Annotated in this window: 16 protein-coding genes; 8 read left to right on the forward strand and 8 right to left on the reverse strand. The window is 76.2% G+C overall.

Annotated features, from left to right (window positions below):
• Positions 1-180 precede the first annotated feature (180 nt).
• The 5 genes from AC29IT_RS15915 to AC29IT_RS15935 all read right to left on the reverse strand — a co-directional run bounded on the left by AC29IT_RS15915 (position 181) and on the right by AC29IT_RS15935 (position 4081).
• Positions 181-1050 carry a sucrase ferredoxin gene (locus tag AC29IT_RS15915; protein WP_488219200.1) on the reverse strand — a complete coding sequence of 290 codons (870 nt, stop codon included), beginning with the start codon at positions 1048-1050 and terminating at the stop codon, positions 181-183.
• Complete coding sequence (locus tag AC29IT_RS15920) at positions 1047-2303, reverse strand: cupin domain-containing protein (protein ID WP_358442765.1); 1257 nt, start codon at positions 2301-2303, stop codon at positions 1047-1049. The genes AC29IT_RS15915 and AC29IT_RS15920 overlap by 4 nt, the downstream gene beginning before the upstream one ends.
• Positions 2293-2586 (reverse strand): hypothetical protein, encoded by a 294-nt coding sequence (locus AC29IT_RS15925; protein WP_358442768.1) that lies wholly within the window; start codon positions 2584-2586, stop codon positions 2293-2295. The genes AC29IT_RS15920 and AC29IT_RS15925 overlap by 11 nt, the downstream gene beginning before the upstream one ends.
• 86 nt (positions 2587-2672) lie before the next feature.
• Positions 2673-3350, reverse strand: a complete 678-nt coding sequence (locus AC29IT_RS15930) for a GNAT family N-acetyltransferase (RefSeq protein ID WP_358442771.1) — start codon at positions 3348-3350, stop codon at positions 2673-2675.
• Positions 3351-3379: 29 nt separating this feature from the next.
• Positions 3380-4081 carry a FadR/GntR family transcriptional regulator gene (locus tag AC29IT_RS15935; protein ID WP_488219201.1) on the reverse strand — a complete coding sequence of 234 codons (702 nt, stop codon included), beginning with the start codon at positions 4079-4081 and terminating at the stop codon, positions 3380-3382.
• A gap of 153 nt (positions 4082-4234) precedes the next feature.
• Between AC29IT_RS15935 and AC29IT_RS15940 the strand changes: the two genes are divergently transcribed.
• The 5 genes from AC29IT_RS15940 to AC29IT_RS15960 all read left to right on the forward strand — a co-directional run bounded on the left by AC29IT_RS15940 (position 4235) and on the right by AC29IT_RS15960 (position 9539).
• Complete coding sequence (locus tag AC29IT_RS15940; protein ID WP_358442776.1) at positions 4235-4657, forward strand: VOC family protein; 423 nt, start codon at positions 4235-4237, stop codon at positions 4655-4657.
• Between the two features lie 81 nt (positions 4658-4738).
• Complete coding sequence (locus AC29IT_RS15945; RefSeq protein WP_358442779.1) at positions 4739-6124, forward strand: GntP family permease; 1386 nt, start codon at positions 4739-4741, stop codon at positions 6122-6124.
• Positions 6125-6158: 34 nt separating this feature from the next.
• Complete coding sequence (locus tag AC29IT_RS15950; RefSeq protein WP_488219202.1) at positions 6159-7256, forward strand: isocitrate/isopropylmalate dehydrogenase family protein; 1098 nt, start codon at positions 6159-6161, stop codon at positions 7254-7256.
• A gap of 1 nt (position 7257) precedes the next feature.
• On the forward strand, positions 7258-8712 hold the full coding sequence (locus AC29IT_RS15955) for a four-carbon acid sugar kinase family protein (RefSeq protein WP_488219203.1): 1455 nt from the start codon (positions 7258-7260) through the stop codon (positions 8710-8712).
• Positions 8706-9539 (forward strand): class II fructose-bisphosphate aldolase, encoded by an 834-nt coding sequence (locus AC29IT_RS15960; RefSeq protein ID WP_488219204.1) that lies wholly within the window; start codon positions 8706-8708, stop codon positions 9537-9539. The genes AC29IT_RS15955 and AC29IT_RS15960 overlap by 7 nt, the downstream gene beginning before the upstream one ends.
• A 51-nt stretch (positions 9540-9590) precedes the next feature.
• On the opposite strand, the gene AC29IT_RS15965 is transcribed toward AC29IT_RS15960, so the two are convergent.
• The gene (locus AC29IT_RS15965) at positions 9591-10637 is read right to left on the reverse strand and encodes an Lrp/AsnC family transcriptional regulator (protein WP_488219205.1); all 1047 of its coding nucleotides are present in this window, start codon (positions 10635-10637) and stop codon (positions 9591-9593) included.
• 67 nt (positions 10638-10704) lie between these two features.
• Here AC29IT_RS15965 and AC29IT_RS15970 point away from each other — a divergent pair, with 67 nt between their 5' ends.
• Positions 10705-11415 carry an SDR family NAD(P)-dependent oxidoreductase gene (locus AC29IT_RS15970; RefSeq protein WP_358442793.1) on the forward strand — a complete coding sequence of 237 codons (711 nt, stop codon included), beginning with the start codon at positions 10705-10707 and terminating at the stop codon, positions 11413-11415.
• On the forward strand, positions 11412-12440 hold the full coding sequence (locus tag AC29IT_RS15975; protein ID WP_488219206.1) for an amidohydrolase family protein: 1029 nt from the start codon (positions 11412-11414) through the stop codon (positions 12438-12440). Before AC29IT_RS15970 ends, AC29IT_RS15975 begins: the two co-directional genes overlap by 4 nt.
• Here the strand turns inward: AC29IT_RS15975 and AC29IT_RS15980 are convergent.
• Positions 12409-12861: a hypothetical protein gene (locus tag AC29IT_RS15980; protein ID WP_488219207.1), complete on the reverse strand. Its 453-nt coding sequence runs from the start codon at positions 12859-12861 to the stop codon at positions 12409-12411. The genes AC29IT_RS15975 and AC29IT_RS15980 overlap by 32 nt on opposite strands.
• A 239-nt stretch (positions 12862-13100) precedes the next feature.
• Positions 13101-13835, reverse strand: a complete 735-nt coding sequence (locus AC29IT_RS15985) for a helix-turn-helix domain-containing protein (RefSeq protein ID WP_358442799.1) — start codon at positions 13833-13835, stop codon at positions 13101-13103.
• 86 nt (positions 13836-13921) lie between these two features.
• On the opposite strand from AC29IT_RS15985, the gene AC29IT_RS15990 reads away from it, so the two are divergent.
• Positions 13922-15364 carry a CoA transferase gene (locus AC29IT_RS15990; RefSeq protein WP_488219208.1) on the forward strand — a complete coding sequence of 481 codons (1443 nt, stop codon included), beginning with the start codon at positions 13922-13924 and terminating at the stop codon, positions 15362-15364.
• Positions 15365-15370 lie beyond the last annotated feature (6 nt).

The raw sequence follows: 15370 nt of genomic DNA on the forward strand, positions 1-15370 counted from the left end.
GAAGCCGCTGAGCAGCGACCACGCGCGCACCCGGCACCGCAGCGGGTTCTCAGCGCTGTCCTCGCGAGGACGGCGTTTTCTCCTGTGTCGGAGCCACCGGTGAAAACGATCCCGCAGCGAGGACAGCGCTGAGGTTCCGCCACCCCACCCTTCGCACGACGCCCCCCGGCGGGACCGGCATCACTCGTGGAGTTCCAGGAGGTCGAAGAGGCGCATCCGTCCCGGGGCGGTCGCCGCGCAGGTGAGGGGGCGGCCGGTGGGGACCCAGCGTTCGCGGAGCCGGACCGCGATGGCCGGGTCGGCGAGCGACACCCGCCAGCCGCCGTCGCCGTCGGGTTCGACGCCGACCGGGCGCAGCGCGTCCACGCCGGTGGCCCCGGTGGCGGCCCGCGCGTGGTGCTGCGCGGCCTGCACGGCGGGCGGCAGCGAGGTGCGGCCGCGCACCCAGCGCGGGTCCAGCTCCCCGGCCGCGTAGTCGCGCACCACCCCGACCGCGTCCGGGCCGGGCAGGCCGCCGAGCGCGAAACCGTGCGGGAGCAGCACCACCGCGGGCGCGAACCGGCAGCCGCCGAGGTGGGTGCACTCCCAGGTGCTCCCCGGCGCGGACGCCGCGAGCGCCGCGGCCACCGGCCGGCCGCGCACCGCGCAGCAGGTGTCGTGCCTGCCGTGCGCGCACACCAGCGTGAGCGGTCCCGCCACGGGTTCGCCGGGCGCGTGCACGGCGGCGGGCAGCTCGGCGTCGGCGGTGAACTCGCCGCCCCGGACGGATTCCCGGCCCGGCCGGGAATCCACCCGGAACCAGCGGTGCCCGCGCCGCGGTCTCCGGCCCGGCCTGCGCACCAGCAGCACCCGCGCGCCGACCGCACCGGCCCAGGTGGTGAGCGCGTCCACGACGGCCGGGTCGATCCCGGACCCGGCGGGCGCGTGCCGCCCCCACGGTCCGGGGTGCTCGACGAGGAACCACTGCTGCGCGGGCGGCGCCGAACCCTCCAGCGGATCGCCCGCCGCTTCCGCGACGAAGGAACAGCGGGGCCAGGGATGCCCGGTCACGTCAGGGCCGCGGGGACGAGCACGCCCTCCCGCAGCAGCCTGCGGACCAGCACCACCTGGTCGGATTCGTCCAGTCCGGGGAGTTCGCCGACCCGGAACGCGCCGCCGCCGAGCAGCGCGCGCAGCGCGTCGGCGGTGACCGAGGGCAGCGCGAGCCGCCGGTCCGGCAGTTCCAGCACCACCTCGTCGGCGCCGTCGACGATCTCGTGCCGCAGCCCGCCGCGCCGCCGCACCACGTCCCCGGCGGCCAGCCCGGCGGCGAACTCGGCGGTGGCGACCGGCCGCACCGGCTCGGGGCGCCCGCCGTTCCAGACCTTGCCGCGGACGCGGCGCGCGACGTCGTCGGCGGACACGTCCCGCAGCGCGCGGGTGAGCGCGTCGCGCACCGCGTCGAGGTGCGGGGCGAGCTCGCCGGGATCGGCGGCGTCGATGCCCAGCGGCAGCGAAGCGCGCAGCTCCGGGTCCCGCGCGCACAGCGCGGTCAGCGCCTCCACCAGCGCGAACCGGGTGAGCACGTGCACCCCGATCGTCAGGTGCGCGGACACGTCCCCCAGCGCGGTCGCCGCGTGCAGCCAGCCGCGCGGCAGGTACATCGCGTCGCCCGGTTCCAGCACCGCGTCGATGTCCGGTGCGTCGTCGCGGGCGCGGGCGGCGACGGCGCTGGCGTGCCCGTTCCACGGCTGGTCGCGCAGCGGGTCCGGGTGCACCGGCGCGTGCACCGTCCAGTGCTTGCGACCGGCGAGCTGCAGCACGAACACGTCGTGCACGTCGTAGTGCGCGGCGAACCCGCGGGAGGACGGCGGCGTCACGTACGCGTTGGCCTGCACCGGGTGCCCGAGTTCCGCGGCGAGCGCGGTGGTGAGGTCGACGACCCCGGACCAGGTGCGGTGCAACGCTTGCAGCACCACCGTGGCGCCCTCGGCGAACAGCGCGGCGACCCGGTCGTCGCGCACCTGGTCGCCGATCTCCGCGCCCACGCCGCCGGGCCCGGTGAACGAGCCGGAGTCGACGACCTCGCCCTGCTGGGCGAGGCGCAGGAACGGGGTGCGCAGCCCGCGCCGCGACAGCAGTTCGTCGACCCCGTCTAGGTCGAGCACGTCGCGGAACGAGTCCGGGTCGGCGCCGCGCCGCAGCAGCGGTTCGCGGCCCCAGTGCCGCCGGGCGAACGCGGCCACGTCCGGCCCGACGACGCGGGAGAGCGCCGCCGCGGGTGCGGCGGCGTCCTCCACGGGGCTGCTGACCTCAGCGGGCACCGCTGTCGGCTCCGCCGTCGGCGCCCCCGTCGTGCTGCCCGGGCGTGCCGCGGCCCGCCCCCGAATCGGCGGGTCCTTCGGCCGAACCGTCGGCGCCGCCGTCGTGCTGGCCCGGGGTGCCCCGCCCGGCACCGGAGTCGGCGGGTCCTTCGGCGCCCCCGTCGGCTCCGCCGTCCGCGCCGCCGTCGTGCTGGCCGGGCGTGCCGCGCCCGGCGCCCGAATCGGCCGGTCCTTCCGGTCCGCCGCTGCTCGAACTCCTGATGTCATCGTCGTCGAGAGCCACCTGAGCCTCCTCGGTCGTGCGCGGTCACCGCCAGTGCCCCTCCCGCTTACCCGGCGCGGGCGCGAAGTATGCGGTGCCGTCGCGGATCAGGGGACGCGGTGGCCGCGGAAGGTCACCGGCCTGCGGGTCCGGAAGCCGAGCCGCTCGTAGAGCGCGAGCGCCGCGGTGTTGCTGTCGGTGACGTGCAGGAAGGGCCGTTCGCCGCGCGCCCCGATGCGCCCGGTCAGCGCGCCGACCAGCCGGGCCGCGTGCCCGCGCCCGCGTGCTTCGGGAGCGGTGCACACGGCGCTGAGCTCCGTCCAGCCCGGCGGCCGGAGCCGTTCGCCCGCCATCGCGACCAGCACCCCGCCCTCGCGGACGCCCAGGTAGGTGCCGAGCTCGCGGGTGCGCGGCCAGAACGGCCCCGGCTCGGTGCGCGCGACCAGGTCGAGCATCGCGGGCACGTCCGCGGCGCCCAGCTCGACGATCTCGGGGCCGGGTTCGGCGCGCGGTGGCGTGGCCGGGCCGACCAGCTGCCGGGCTTCGAGCGCGAACACCGGTTCCCAGCCGGGCGGCGGCTCCGCTTCGGAGCTGAACATGTCGGCGAGCGCCCCGGAACCGAGCAGCCGCGCCAGGTCGTCCCACGCGGCGGGCCCGGGTTCGGTGAGCGCCGCGAACGTCGTCACCTCCGGCAGGTACGTCGCGGCCGCCCCGCACCACCGAGCCAGGTGCGCGTGCCGCCCGCCCAGCGAGGCCAGCACCGGCTCGTCCAGCACGTCATCCACCGCTCGCACCTCCCTCGTCGTCCTCCGGCTCAGCGCTGTTCCGCGGTGTGCCAGTAGCCGAACACGGCGCTCAGGTGGCTCGCCATGGCGGCGCGCGCCGCGTCGGCGTCGTGGGCGGTGATGGCGTCGACGATGGCCTGGTGCGAGTCGCAGGCCTCCCGGTGGGCGGCGCGCAGGACGAGGTTGTGCTCGCGCACCCGGATCAGCCCGCCGCGCAGCGAGGCCAGCAGCAGGCTGAAGATCTCGTTGCCCGCCATGACGCTGACCAGCCGGTGGAACTCGAAGTCGGCGGCGACGGCGCGCGCCACGTCCTCGCCGCTGGCGCGCAGCTCGTCGTTGGCGGCGCTGAGCAGGCGGGCGGTCTCCGCGTCGCCGCGTTCGGCGGCGGCGCCCGCGGCGTGCACCTCGATGACCTCGCGGACCTCGTGGATGGAGCGGTAGTCGAGGTCGTTGTCCCGCAGGTACAGGAACAGCGTTTCCTGCGCGCGTTCCGGCGCGACCGCGGTGACGCGCAGCCCGCTGCCGCCGCGGGAGGCGATCAGGCCGCGGCCGGTCAGGTTGCTCATGGCCTCGCGCAGCGCGGTGCGGGAGACGCCGTACTCGGCGGCGAGGTCGCGTTCGGCGGGCAGCCGGTCGCCGGGCCGCAGCCGGCCGTCCAGGATGCGCCGCAGCAGCCCCGCCACCACCTCGTCCGAGCGGCGGATCTCGCCGGGTGCGGTGTCCTCGGCCACTGGTCGTGCTCCTTCCCGCGGATGTCGCGTGCTCGCCGATCCTAGAGATCGACGGGGGTATGGACATCGGGCACACCGGCTTGCTACAAAGCGGTCATACCAATTGGTCGACCAAGGAGGTTCCGGTGTTCGCCACCGCGCACGAGGCCACCCGTGGCTGAGCCGCCCACCCCCGCGGGTCCGATCGATCACGTCGCCCTGATCACCGGCGACGCCGACCGCACCGCCCGCTGGTACGTCGAGCACCTCGGCCTGCGCGTCGTCCACGACGAGTTCGTGGCCGCGGTCGGGGTCCGGCTCGTCTGGCTCTACCCGCAGGGCTGCGCGCCCGGAGGCACCGCCGCCGGGCTGCAGCTGCTCGAACCGCACCGCCCCGGACCGCCGCTGACCCACCTGCGGGAACGCGGCGAAGGACTGCACCACGTCTGCTTCGCCGTCGCCGACCTCGGCGCGGCGCTGCGCTCGGCGGGGCAGCCGGCGGAGGACGAGTTCACCGGGGGATACGGGCTGCCGTGCGCCTTCCTCGCCGAATCCGCGGGCGGGGAACTCGTCGAACTCGTCCAACGGCCGGCCTGACCCGCACGACCTTTCGCAACGTCGCAAAGGAATGGACAGCAGCATGGAACCGGACAACGCGCGCTCCCGCGCAGGTGCGCCGTGATCGGCGCGCAGGCCGCGGCGGCGGCACCGCTCACCGGGCACGACATCCGCCTCATGGTCGTGCTGCTCGGCGGCATCGTCTTCGTCGCGGTCGCCGTCAGCGCGCTCAAACTGCACCCGGTGCTGGCGCTGCTCAGCGGTGGGGTGCTGGTGGGCCTGGCCGCCGGGCTCGGCGTCACCGGCACCGTCGAAGGGCTCACCACCGGCATCGGCAAGACCCTCGGCGAGACGGGCGTGCTGATCGCGCTCGGCGCCATGTTCGGCGCGGTGCTGTCCGAATCCGGCGCCGCCGCGCGCATCGTGCAGACCCTGACCGGCGGGGTGGGCGTGCGGCGGCTGCCGTGGGTGGTGCTCGCCGCGTCCGTCCTCATCGGACTCCCGATGTTCTTCGAAGTCGGGTTCGTGACGCTGATCCCGGTGGTGCTGCTGCTCGCCCGGCGCACCGGCATCGAGCTCACGCTGCTCGCGTTCCCGCTGCTGGCCGGGCTGGACGCGGCGCAGTGCCTGCTGCCGCCGCACCCCGGCCCGGTCGGCGCGGCCGGGGCGCTCGGGTCGAGCATCGGACTGGTGCTGGTGCTCGGGCTGGTCGTCGCCGCACCCGCGGTGCTGCTCACCGGGCCGTGGCTCGGGCGGTTGATGCGGCGCTGGGTGCAGGCGCGCCCGCCCGCCGGACTGGAGCGGTTGTTCGCCGCCGACGGCGCCGACGTGCCGCGCCCGCCGGGACGCGCCCGCAGCTTCGCGGTGATCCTGCTGCCGGTGGTGCTCATGCTCGGCAAGGCCGCCACCGACCTGTTCTGGACCGACGGCACCGGGGCGCTGCACGCCGTGGTCGAGCTCGCCGGGGAACCCGCGGTCGCCCTGCTGATCTCGGTGCTGGTCGCGATCGTCGTGCTGGGTGGGCTGTCCGGCACCCCGCGCGAGGTGCGCGAGCGGTGGGTCGGCTCGTCGCTGGCGCCGATCGCCGGGATCACGTTCATCGTCGGCGCGGCGGGCGGGTTCAGCCGCGTCATCGTCGATTCCGGCACCGCGGACGCGGTGCTGGACCTGGCCGCCGGGGCCGGGGTGCCGACGCTGCTGCTGACCTTCGGGATCGCCGCGATCCTCGTCGCCGCGCTGGGTTCCGCCACGGTGGCGGGCGTGACGGCGGCGACGCTGGTGGCGCCGAGCGTCGGCGCGCTCGACCCGGTGCACCTCGCGCTGCTGGTGCTGGCCGCGGGTGCGGGATCCTCGTTCCTGCTGCACGTCAACAGCGCCGGTTTCTGGCTCAGCAAGGAGTACTTCGGCCTGACCGTCGGCCAGAACCTGCGGGTGTGGACGCTGAGCCACACCGTGCTGTCGGTGACCTCGATGGCCGGGGTGAGCCTGCTGTGGGTCCTGCTGTGAGACACCGAATTCGCTGCTACCGAAGGGGAATCGCATGACCACCTACCGGATCGCCGTGCTCGGCGGCGACGGGATCGGACCCGAGACCACCGCCGAGGCGCTCAAGGTCGCCGAGGCCGCCGCCGAACTCGGCGGGCTGGGGCTGGACTTCGAGGAGCTCGACGCGAGCGCCGCGCGCTGGCAGCGCACCGGGGTCGCCATGCCCGACGAGCAGTACGCGGCCTGCGCCGCCGCGGACGCCATCTACCTGGGCGCCATCGGCCTGCCCGAGGCGCGCCACCCGGACGGCCGCGAGGTCAACGGCGACGTCATCTTCCGGCTGCGCTTCGGCCTCGACCTGTACGCCGGCATCCGCCCGGTGCACTCGATCCCGGCGCTGCCGCAGCCGCTGACCCGCGGTGACGGCATCGACTACGTGGTGGTGCGGGAGAACGTCGAAGGCCTCTACGCCTCCCGCGAAGGCGGGACGAACGTGCGCGGCGAGGTCGCCACCGACACCATCGTGATCACCCGGCGGGGCACCGAGAAGGTGGTGCGCCAGGCCTTCGAGCTCGCCCGCTCCCGGCACGCCGCGAACCCGGCGCGCCCGGCGAAGGTGACCTGCGTGGACAAGGCGAACGTGCTGTCCAGCTACGCGTTCTTCCGCGAGGTCTTCGACTCGGTCGCCGACGGGTACCCGGACGTGCAGCGCGATTACGCCTACGTGGACGCGATGACGGCCTACCAGGTGCAGCGCCCGCAGTCGCTGGACGTGCTGGTCGCCGAGAACATGTTCGGCGACATCATCTCCGACCTCGCCGCCGCCACCGTCGGCGGTCTCGGGCTCTCCGGCAGCGGCGATGTGGGCGACGAGCACGGCCTGTTCCAGTCCTCGCACGGTTCCGCGCCGGACATCGCCGGGCAGGGCATCGCGAACCCGGTCGCCGCGGTGCTCTCGGCCGGGCTGATGCTCGACTGGCTGGGGCGCCGCCGCGAGGACCAGGGCGCCGTGCGGGCCGGTGCGCTGATCGAACGCGCCGTGGACGCGGCGCTGCAGAACCCGGCCGGGCGCACCCCCGACCTCGGCGGCACGGCCTCCACCGCGCAGGTCGGGGACGCGATCGTGCGGGAGCTGACGGGGTTGGAGTCCTGAAATGGCGATCTCGCAGGATCGGTTGCTCGCCGACGCTCCCGAACCGCGGGACGTCCCGGCCGCCGAGCTGACCGCGGCCGTCGCGGCCGGCCGCCGGGTGGTGGTGCTCGACGACGACCCGACCGGCACGCAGAGCATCCGGGACCTGCCGGTGCTCACCGGCTGGACCCGCGAGGACCTGGAGTGGGCGTTCGCGCAGGACACCCCGGGCTTCTTCGTGCTCACCAACACGCGCAGCCTCGCCCCGCCGGACGCGGCCCGGACCAACCGGGAGATCGCGCGCGCCGCCCTCGACGTCGCCCGGGAGCTCGGCGTCGACTGCGCCTTCGCCAGTCGCGGGGATTCGACGCTGCGCGGGCACTTCCCGCTGGAGACCGACGTCCTCGCCGCCGAGAGCGCGGCCGCCGGGGCGGACGTGGACGGTGTGCTGCTGGTGCCCGCCCTGATCGAACCCGGGCGGATCACGGTGGACGCGGTGCACTGGATGCGCACCGCGGACGGGATGGTGCCGGTCGGCGAGACGGAGTTCGCCCGCGACCGCACCTTCGGCTACCGCAGCTCCGACCTGCGGGACTGGGTCGAGGAGAAGACCGGCGGCCGGGTCCCGCGGGACTCGGTGGTGACCGTGCCGCTGGCCGAGCTGCGCACCGGCGGCCCGGAGGCCGTCGCCCGGATCCTCGGCGGCAGCACCGGGGGCCTGCCGGTCGTCGCCGACGCCGCCGCCGACGAGGACCTGCGGGTGCTCGTCGCCGGGCTGCTGCGCGCCGAAGCGGACGGCAAGCGGTTCGTCTACCGCACCGGGCCGTCGTTCGTGCGGGCGCGCACCGGCCAGCGCGCGCACCCGCCCGCGGACCCGGCGGACCTGCGCGCCACCGAGCCGGGCCCGGACGATCCGCGGGAGCGGTCGAGCCGCGGGCTGGTGGTCGTCGGTTCGCACGTCGGCCTCACCACTCGCCAGCTCGCCGCGCTGCACGCCGACGGCCGCACCACCGAGGCCGAGCTCGACGTCGCCCGGGTGCTCGACCCGGTGGCCTGCGCCGAGCACATCGCGCAGCTGACGGCCCGCGTCGTCGCGCTGCTGCGCGCCGGGGCCGCCGAGGACGTCGTGCTGCGCACCAGCCGCGAGCTGGTCGGCGGGCGCGATGCCGAGCACAGCCTGGAGATCGCCCGCACCGTCAGCGCCGCCCTGGTCGCGGTGGTGCGGTCGGTTCTTGCCGAGGTCCGGCCCGCGTTCGTGCTGGCGAAGGGCGGCATCACCTCCTCGGACGTGACCACCGGTGGTCTCGGCATCCGTCGGGCGTGGTCCCGCGGCACGCTGCTGCCCGGCACCGCCTCGATCTGGGAACCGGTGTCCGGCCCGGCGACCGGCGTGCCCTACGGCGTGTTCGCCGGGAACGTCGGCGACGAGCACGGGCTGCGCGACGCGGTCCGCAGGCTCCGGGAAGCCGCGTGCTGAGCCGCGGGACCGGTGCGCTGCGCGCCGCCGCCGACGGCGGGTGGGCGCTCGGCGCGTTCGCCACCTACAACCTGGAGCAGGTGCAGGCCGTGGTGCGGGCGGGGGAGCGGACCGGGTCGCCGGTGCTGCTGCTGGCGGGAGCGAGCCACTTCCGGCACGCGGGCCGGTTGCTGGCGACCGTCGCGCTGGCGGCCGCCGCGGACACCGGCGCGGAGGTCGGCGTCCACCTCGACCACGGGCGGGACCTGGCCGAACTGCGCTGGTGCGCCGAACTCGGCTATTCCTCGCTGATGTACGACGGTTCGCACGACCCGTACGAGGACAACGTGGCGGCGACCGCCGAAGCCGTCCGCATCGCCCACGACCACGGCGCCTGGCTGGAAGGGGAGCTGGGCGCGCTCGCCGGGGACGAGGACGTCTCCACCGGCGCGCGGTCCGCGGCGATGACCTCGCCGGAGCAGGCCGCGGACTTCGTCGGCCGCACCGGGGTGGACGCGCTGGCGGTCGCCGTCGGCAACGTGCACGGGTTCTCCCTGGACGCGCGGCTGGACCTGGACCGGCTGCGCGCCATCCGGTCCGCGGTGCCGGTGCCGCTGGTGCTGCACGGCGCGAGCGGGCTGCCCGCCGAGCAGATCCGGGGCGCCATCGACGCCGGCGTAGCGAAGATCAACGTGAACGCGGAGCTGCGCCGCGCCCACCTGGAAGCCGTCGCCGCGGCGTTGCCCGCGGCACTGCCCGGATCGGACGCGGTCGCCGTCTGGCGGGCCGGTCGGGACGCGGTGGAGGAACGGGCGGTGGCCGCGATCCGCTCCTTCGGGCCGCGGTGACCGGAACTCGCCGCGCGGGCGGGTGATCGGCCGTCGACGGCCGACACCCGTTCAGCCGCGCGGGGCTCCCGGGACGGCGAGCCGGTCGCCGTCGACGAGCGTGCCCGCCTGCTTGACGTGCCGGAGGAACGGCGAGACCTCCAGGTCCTGCACGCCCGGCAGCGCGCCGATGCGGTCGGTGGTGAACTCGAAGAGGTCGTCGAAGGTCCGGCAGTGCGCCACCGCGTGCAGGTTGTGCGGCCCGGACACGGCCGCGGCGAACCCGACCTCCGGTTCCCGCGCCAGCGCCCGCCCCACGTCCCTGACCGCCGACGGGTGCACCCGCAGCCACAGGTTCGCCCGCGCGTGCAGGCCGAGCGCGGCCGCCGCGATCTCCACGTCGACGTGCACGACCCGCCGCTCCACCAGCGCGTGCAGACGGCGGGCCGCGCGTCCCGGGGTGAGGTCCGCGGCCGCCGCCAGCTCCACGAAACCGGCCCGGCCGTCCGCCGCCAGCGCGGCCAGCAGCCGTTCGTCCGAAGTGGACAACTCGACCGGATCCGCCGCACCGGCGCGGGTTTCCGCGAACGGGTTCCCCGTGGAGCCGAGCGCCGCCTCCTCCCGCCCGGTCAGCACCCCGCGCAGCGCCGCCCAGTAGTGCCCGCGGCCGCCGACGAACTGCCGCAGCATCGCCGCCGGGCGGATGTCGAGCACCGCCGCCGTGCGCGGGAGCCGGCGGCCCAGCAGGTCCTCGCGCTGTTCCCGGGTCCGGGACCGCACCGCGCAGGTCACCTCGGCACCGGCGGCGCCCAGCGCCACCCAGCTCACGTCGTCCCGCTTCGCGAGCGCCTCGGCGATCGCCGCCGCGCTGCCCGGGCGGCAGCGCAACCGCACCAGCCACCGGGTCTGCCCCAGCGCACCCGGATCGACGATGCCCGCCACGCGCAGCACGCCCTCGCTGCGCAGCCGGTGGTAGCGGCGGCGCACCGCCCCCTCCGAGGCGCCGAGCGCCGCCGCGATCGACGCGAACGAGGCGCGCGGGCCGATCTGCAGCGCGCGCAGCAGACGCACGTCTTCGGGGCTCATGTCGGCGGATTCGCTCACCACGGGTGCCGTCATGAGCGGAATCCTACGAATCCGGCCGTGGCGCGTGCCTGCGGGCCGAGCCGGGCGCAGGCTCGGCGGCATGGATTCACCACGAGACGGAGGACCGACCGCGCTCATCGCAGGCGCCTCCCGCGGCCTCGGATGCGCGCTGGCCGCCGAACTGCTCGACCGGGGGTGGCACGTCATCGGCACCGTCCGGGACACCACCGCCCGCACCCCGCTGCACGAACTCGCCGAGCGCTCCGACGGGCGGGTGCGGGTGGAACGGCTCGACGTCACCGAACCCGAGCGGCTGCCCGACCTGCACGACCGGCTCGCCGGGACCCGGCTCGACGTGCTGTTCGTCAACGCGGGCACCACCGACGACGGGCGCACCCCGATCGGCCGGGTCCGCACCGCCGACTTCGTCGACGTGATGGTGACGAACGCGCTCGGCCCCGCCCGGGTGCTCGACGCGCTCGCCGACCTCGTCGCCCCGGACGGGCTCGTCGGTGCGATGTCCTCCGGGCAGGGCAGCATCGCGAACGCCACCACCGGATCCCGCGAGCTGTACCGGGGCAGCAAGGCCGCCCTGAACATGTTCGTGCGCGGTCTCGCCGCCAGGGACCCGGCATCGCGGCGGGCGTTCCTGCTGCTCGCGCCCGGCTGGATCAGCACCGCGCTCGGCGGGCCCGACGCGCCCTACACCGTCGAGGAGAGCGCGCCGCTGCTGGTGGACGTGCTCCTGTCCAGATTGGGCGAACCGGGTATCGCCTACCTGGACCGCTTCGGGAAGACCGTGCCGTGGTGACCGGCGGGGGAACCGTGATCGCGGTCGAGGAGCACTGGGACCTGCCCGCCGCGACCGCCGCGCTGCGGGCGCGGCCCGCGGGCCTGCGCGACGACGCGCTGGCGCTGAGCGAGCACGGCGACCTCGCGGCGCGCCTGGAAGACCTCGGCGAGGCGCGGATCGCGGACATGGACGCGCGGGGCATCGACGTGCAGGTGCTGTCCCCGGCGAACCCGCCCGGCACCGGCGCGCTGCCCGCGGCGGCGGCCGTTCCGCTGTGCCGCGACGCGAACGACGTCGCCGCCGACGCGGTGCGCAGGCATCCCACCCGGTTCCGCGCCTTCGCGACGCTGCCCGTGGTCGCCCCCGCGGCCGCCGCCGCGGAACTGCGTCGCGCCGCGGGATCGGGTCTCGTCGGCGCGGTGGTGCACGGCCGTGCCGGGGACGTGCCGCTCGACGACCCGCGGCACGACGAGCTGTTCGCCACCGCCGAAGAACTGGGGCTGCCGCTGTTCCTGCACCCCGGGCCGCCCCCGCGCGACGTGCGCGCAGTCGCGTGCGCCGGGCTCGGGGACGCCGTCGGGCTCGGCCTGGCCACCTACGGGTGGGGTTGGCACGTGGACGCGGGGACCGCGGCGCTGCGGCTGGTGCTGCGCGGCACCTTCGACCGGTTCCCCGGGCTGCGGATCGTGCTCGGGCACTGGGGCGAGCTGCTGCCGTTCTGGCTCAGCCGCGCCGATTCGCTGTCCGCCGCGGCCGGACTGCCGCGACCGGTCTCCGAGTACGTCCGGGAGCACTTCCACCTCACCTGCTCCGGGATGCTCGAACCCGCGCTGCTGCGGCACGTCCTCGAAGTGACCACAGTGGACGGATTGTTGTTCTCCACCGACTACCCGTTCCAGCGGCCCACCGCCGCGCAGATCGGGCGCTTCTTCGACGAGTTCACCGACGAGGAGGACCGGCACCGGTTCTGCGCGGGCAACGCGGCGGCGCTCCTCGGCCTCGGCGAGCTCGTCAGCGGAACGCCTCGAAGGCGAGGGCCGTGACGGCGCCGTAGGCGAGGTGCGGGACCAGGTCCATCGCCCAGCTCTGCGCGGTCCACTCGCGCGGGTCGGTCACGCCGAGCACCGCCATCGGCGCGGTGCTGCCCGCGTTCGCCGCGAGGCCCACGGCGACCGCCATCAGCGGCAGCGGCGCGCGCGGCCAGATCGCCCGAGCCCAGCCGTAGGCGGCGCCCACCCCCAGTCCGGCGCCGATGCCGAGCAGCGCGCCGATCCCGGAGCGGCGATTGCGCACCGCCGACTCACCGCCGGGCAACGCGCCCAGGTGGTGCTCGGCCTCCTGCACCGTCCGCTCCGGGCTGCTGCTGCTCGGCCGGGCGCGCACCGCCATGTCCAGGTAGGTCGTCGTGTTCAACGCGGTCGTCCCGGCCGCTCCGGCCAACGCGCCGCGAACCAGCTGGTGCACCACCGGAACCTCCTGCCGTGGCCGTGGATTCGTGCTGGCGGGGCGTTCCCGCCGCGGTATCGACCTCTGCGGCGGGCCCCCCGCAGTGGAACCGCCGTCCGCGCGAGGACGACCATCCCGAACCCGCGGCGGTGCCGGTGCCCCGCGCGGGTCAACTGTTCCGGTGCTGACGAGTGCGGAGCCGCAGGCGCGACCGCCACCTCCCGACTGCCCGTGGCGGGGCATCGGCAAACGGTCGGTCAGAGCGCGGCGGCGACCCGGGCGGCGGCGCGTTCCAGGGCGAGCTGCGCGGACGGGGCGGGCGCGCCGGGCGTGCGCGGGCGGGGACCGAACAGCACGAGCGCCGCGGTCACCTGCCGGTCCTCGACCACCGGCACCGCGATCGCGCGGATCGACGGATCGGCCAGGCCGTCGCTGCGGGCCAGCCGGGCGCGCTCGATCGCCGGGCGTTCCCGCTCGAACGCGGCCACCGCCTCCGGGTCGTCCGCGGCCACCGCGCGCAGCACCGACGCGCGCTCGGCGTCCCCGGCGAACGCCAGCAGCAGCCGTCCGGCCGCGGTGCGCAGCGCGGGGCGCGGCCGGTGCTCGTCGGCGACGGCCTGCAGCCGCGCGGGCGCGCGCGGACCGGCGTGGTCCAGGTAGAGCACCTCGCCGCCCACCAGCACCGCCGACGCCACCGGGGCGCGAGCGAGGCGGCTCAGCTCCTCCAGCCGGTCGTGCTCGACGGGCGACGGTGGCCCCGACCCGGCGAGCAGCCCCAGCACCTGCAACCGCCTGCCCAGCACGTGGCCGCGGCCGACCAGACGCAGGTACCCGCGGGCGCGCAGCTCGCGCAGCACGTCGGCCGCGGTGCTGCGGGGCAGGCCGAGGGACCGGGAGATCTCGGTGAGCGTCGGCGGCTCGGTCGAGCGCGCGACCAGGTCCAGGACCCGGTCCACGCGCTCCACGCCGCGGTGCGCATGGGCGTCCGGCACGCGGCTAAGGGTATCCGGATATCCGCACCCGCTCCGGATATCCGCAGTCCGCCGCCGCGTCGGCCCGCGGACCGCATCCTCGGACCATGACCTGGATGCAGCCCACCGCGATCGCGGACGACCTGGCGCGGACCTTGGCGGGTGGCGAGCCGCGCACCGCCTCCATCACCTCGATCACCGGCTCCGACCCGATCGGCCCCTCGGTGCACCGGCTCGCCGATTCCGCCGCGGCCGCGATCGTGGCGTTCGGGCGAGAGGTGGCCGCCGCCGACGAGGACCGCGGCGCGCCGCCGCAGCAGGTCACCACGACCGCGGCCGGCGCGTTCGACCAGCTGCGCGCGCCGTTCCTGGCGACCGTCAACGGGGTGCGGCCGCACCTGCTCAGCGACGACCCGGGACTGCTCGGGCTGAACGACTTCTACCCGGCGCGGAACGGCTGGACGTTCCTGCTCTCCACCTACCCGCACCTGCGCGAGGCGGTGTGCGCGGTGCTGGACTGCCCGCCGACCGCGGCCGCGATCACCGCCGCGACCCGGCGGTGGAGCGCGCTCGAACTGGAGGGAGCCGTCGTCCGCGCGGGCGGGGTCGCGGCCGCCGTCCGCACCGAGCAGGAGTGGCGCGCCCACCCGGTCGGCGCGCACCTGGCGGGTCGGCCCGTGGTGGAGGTGACCCGCATCGCCGACGCCGAGCCGCGCCCGCTGCCGCCGCGCCGGGACACCGCGGACTGGTCCCCGCTGGCCGGGCTGCGGGTGCTGGACGACACCCACGTGATCGCCGGGCCGGTCGCCGCGCGGTTGCTGGCCACGTTCGGCGCGGAGGTGCTGCACACCTCCCGGCCGGACCGGGGCGACTCGATCGGGATGCTGGCGCTCACCGGCGGCGGGAAGCGCAACGCGTACCTGGACCTGCGCGATCCCGGCCAGGCCGCCGCGTTCGACGCGCTGGCCGGCGAATCGGACGTGTTCGTCTCGGCCTACCGGGGACTGGAGCGCCGCGGTTTCGGTGCGGCGGAGCTCGCCGAACGGCATCCGGGGATCGTCGCCACCGAGGTGCACTGCTGGGGCCCGGACGGGCCGTGGGCCGCGCGCGGCGGGTTCGACCAGCTGGCGTGCGCCGCCACCGGTTTCGCGCTGGACGAGGGCGCGGTCCGGGACCTCGCCGCCGGGCGGGGCCCGAGCGGTGCGCCCGCGCTGCCGCCGACGCACCTGCTCAACGACTACCTCGCCGCCTACCTGGCGGCGGCGGGCACCGTGGCCGCGGTGCGCCGCCGGGCCGTCGAGGGCGGTTCGTGGCGGGTGCGGGTGAACCTCGCCCGGGTGTGCACCTGGGTGCGGGAGCTGGGCCGGTTCGACGCCGCGGACGTCGCCGCGCTGCCGCTGCCGGAGCCCGCGATCGGGCTGAGCACCCGCACCGGGCCGCTGGGCACCTCGGTGGAGCCCGCGAGCCCGCTCGGCTTCTCCGCGCACCCGACGCCGCAAGCCGGTCCCGCGACGCTGCTCGGCACCGCGGCGCCCGCCTTCACGGCCTGATCGTCC

The sequence above is a fragment of the Saccharopolyspora sp. MMCC62 genome, assembly GCF_057736575.1.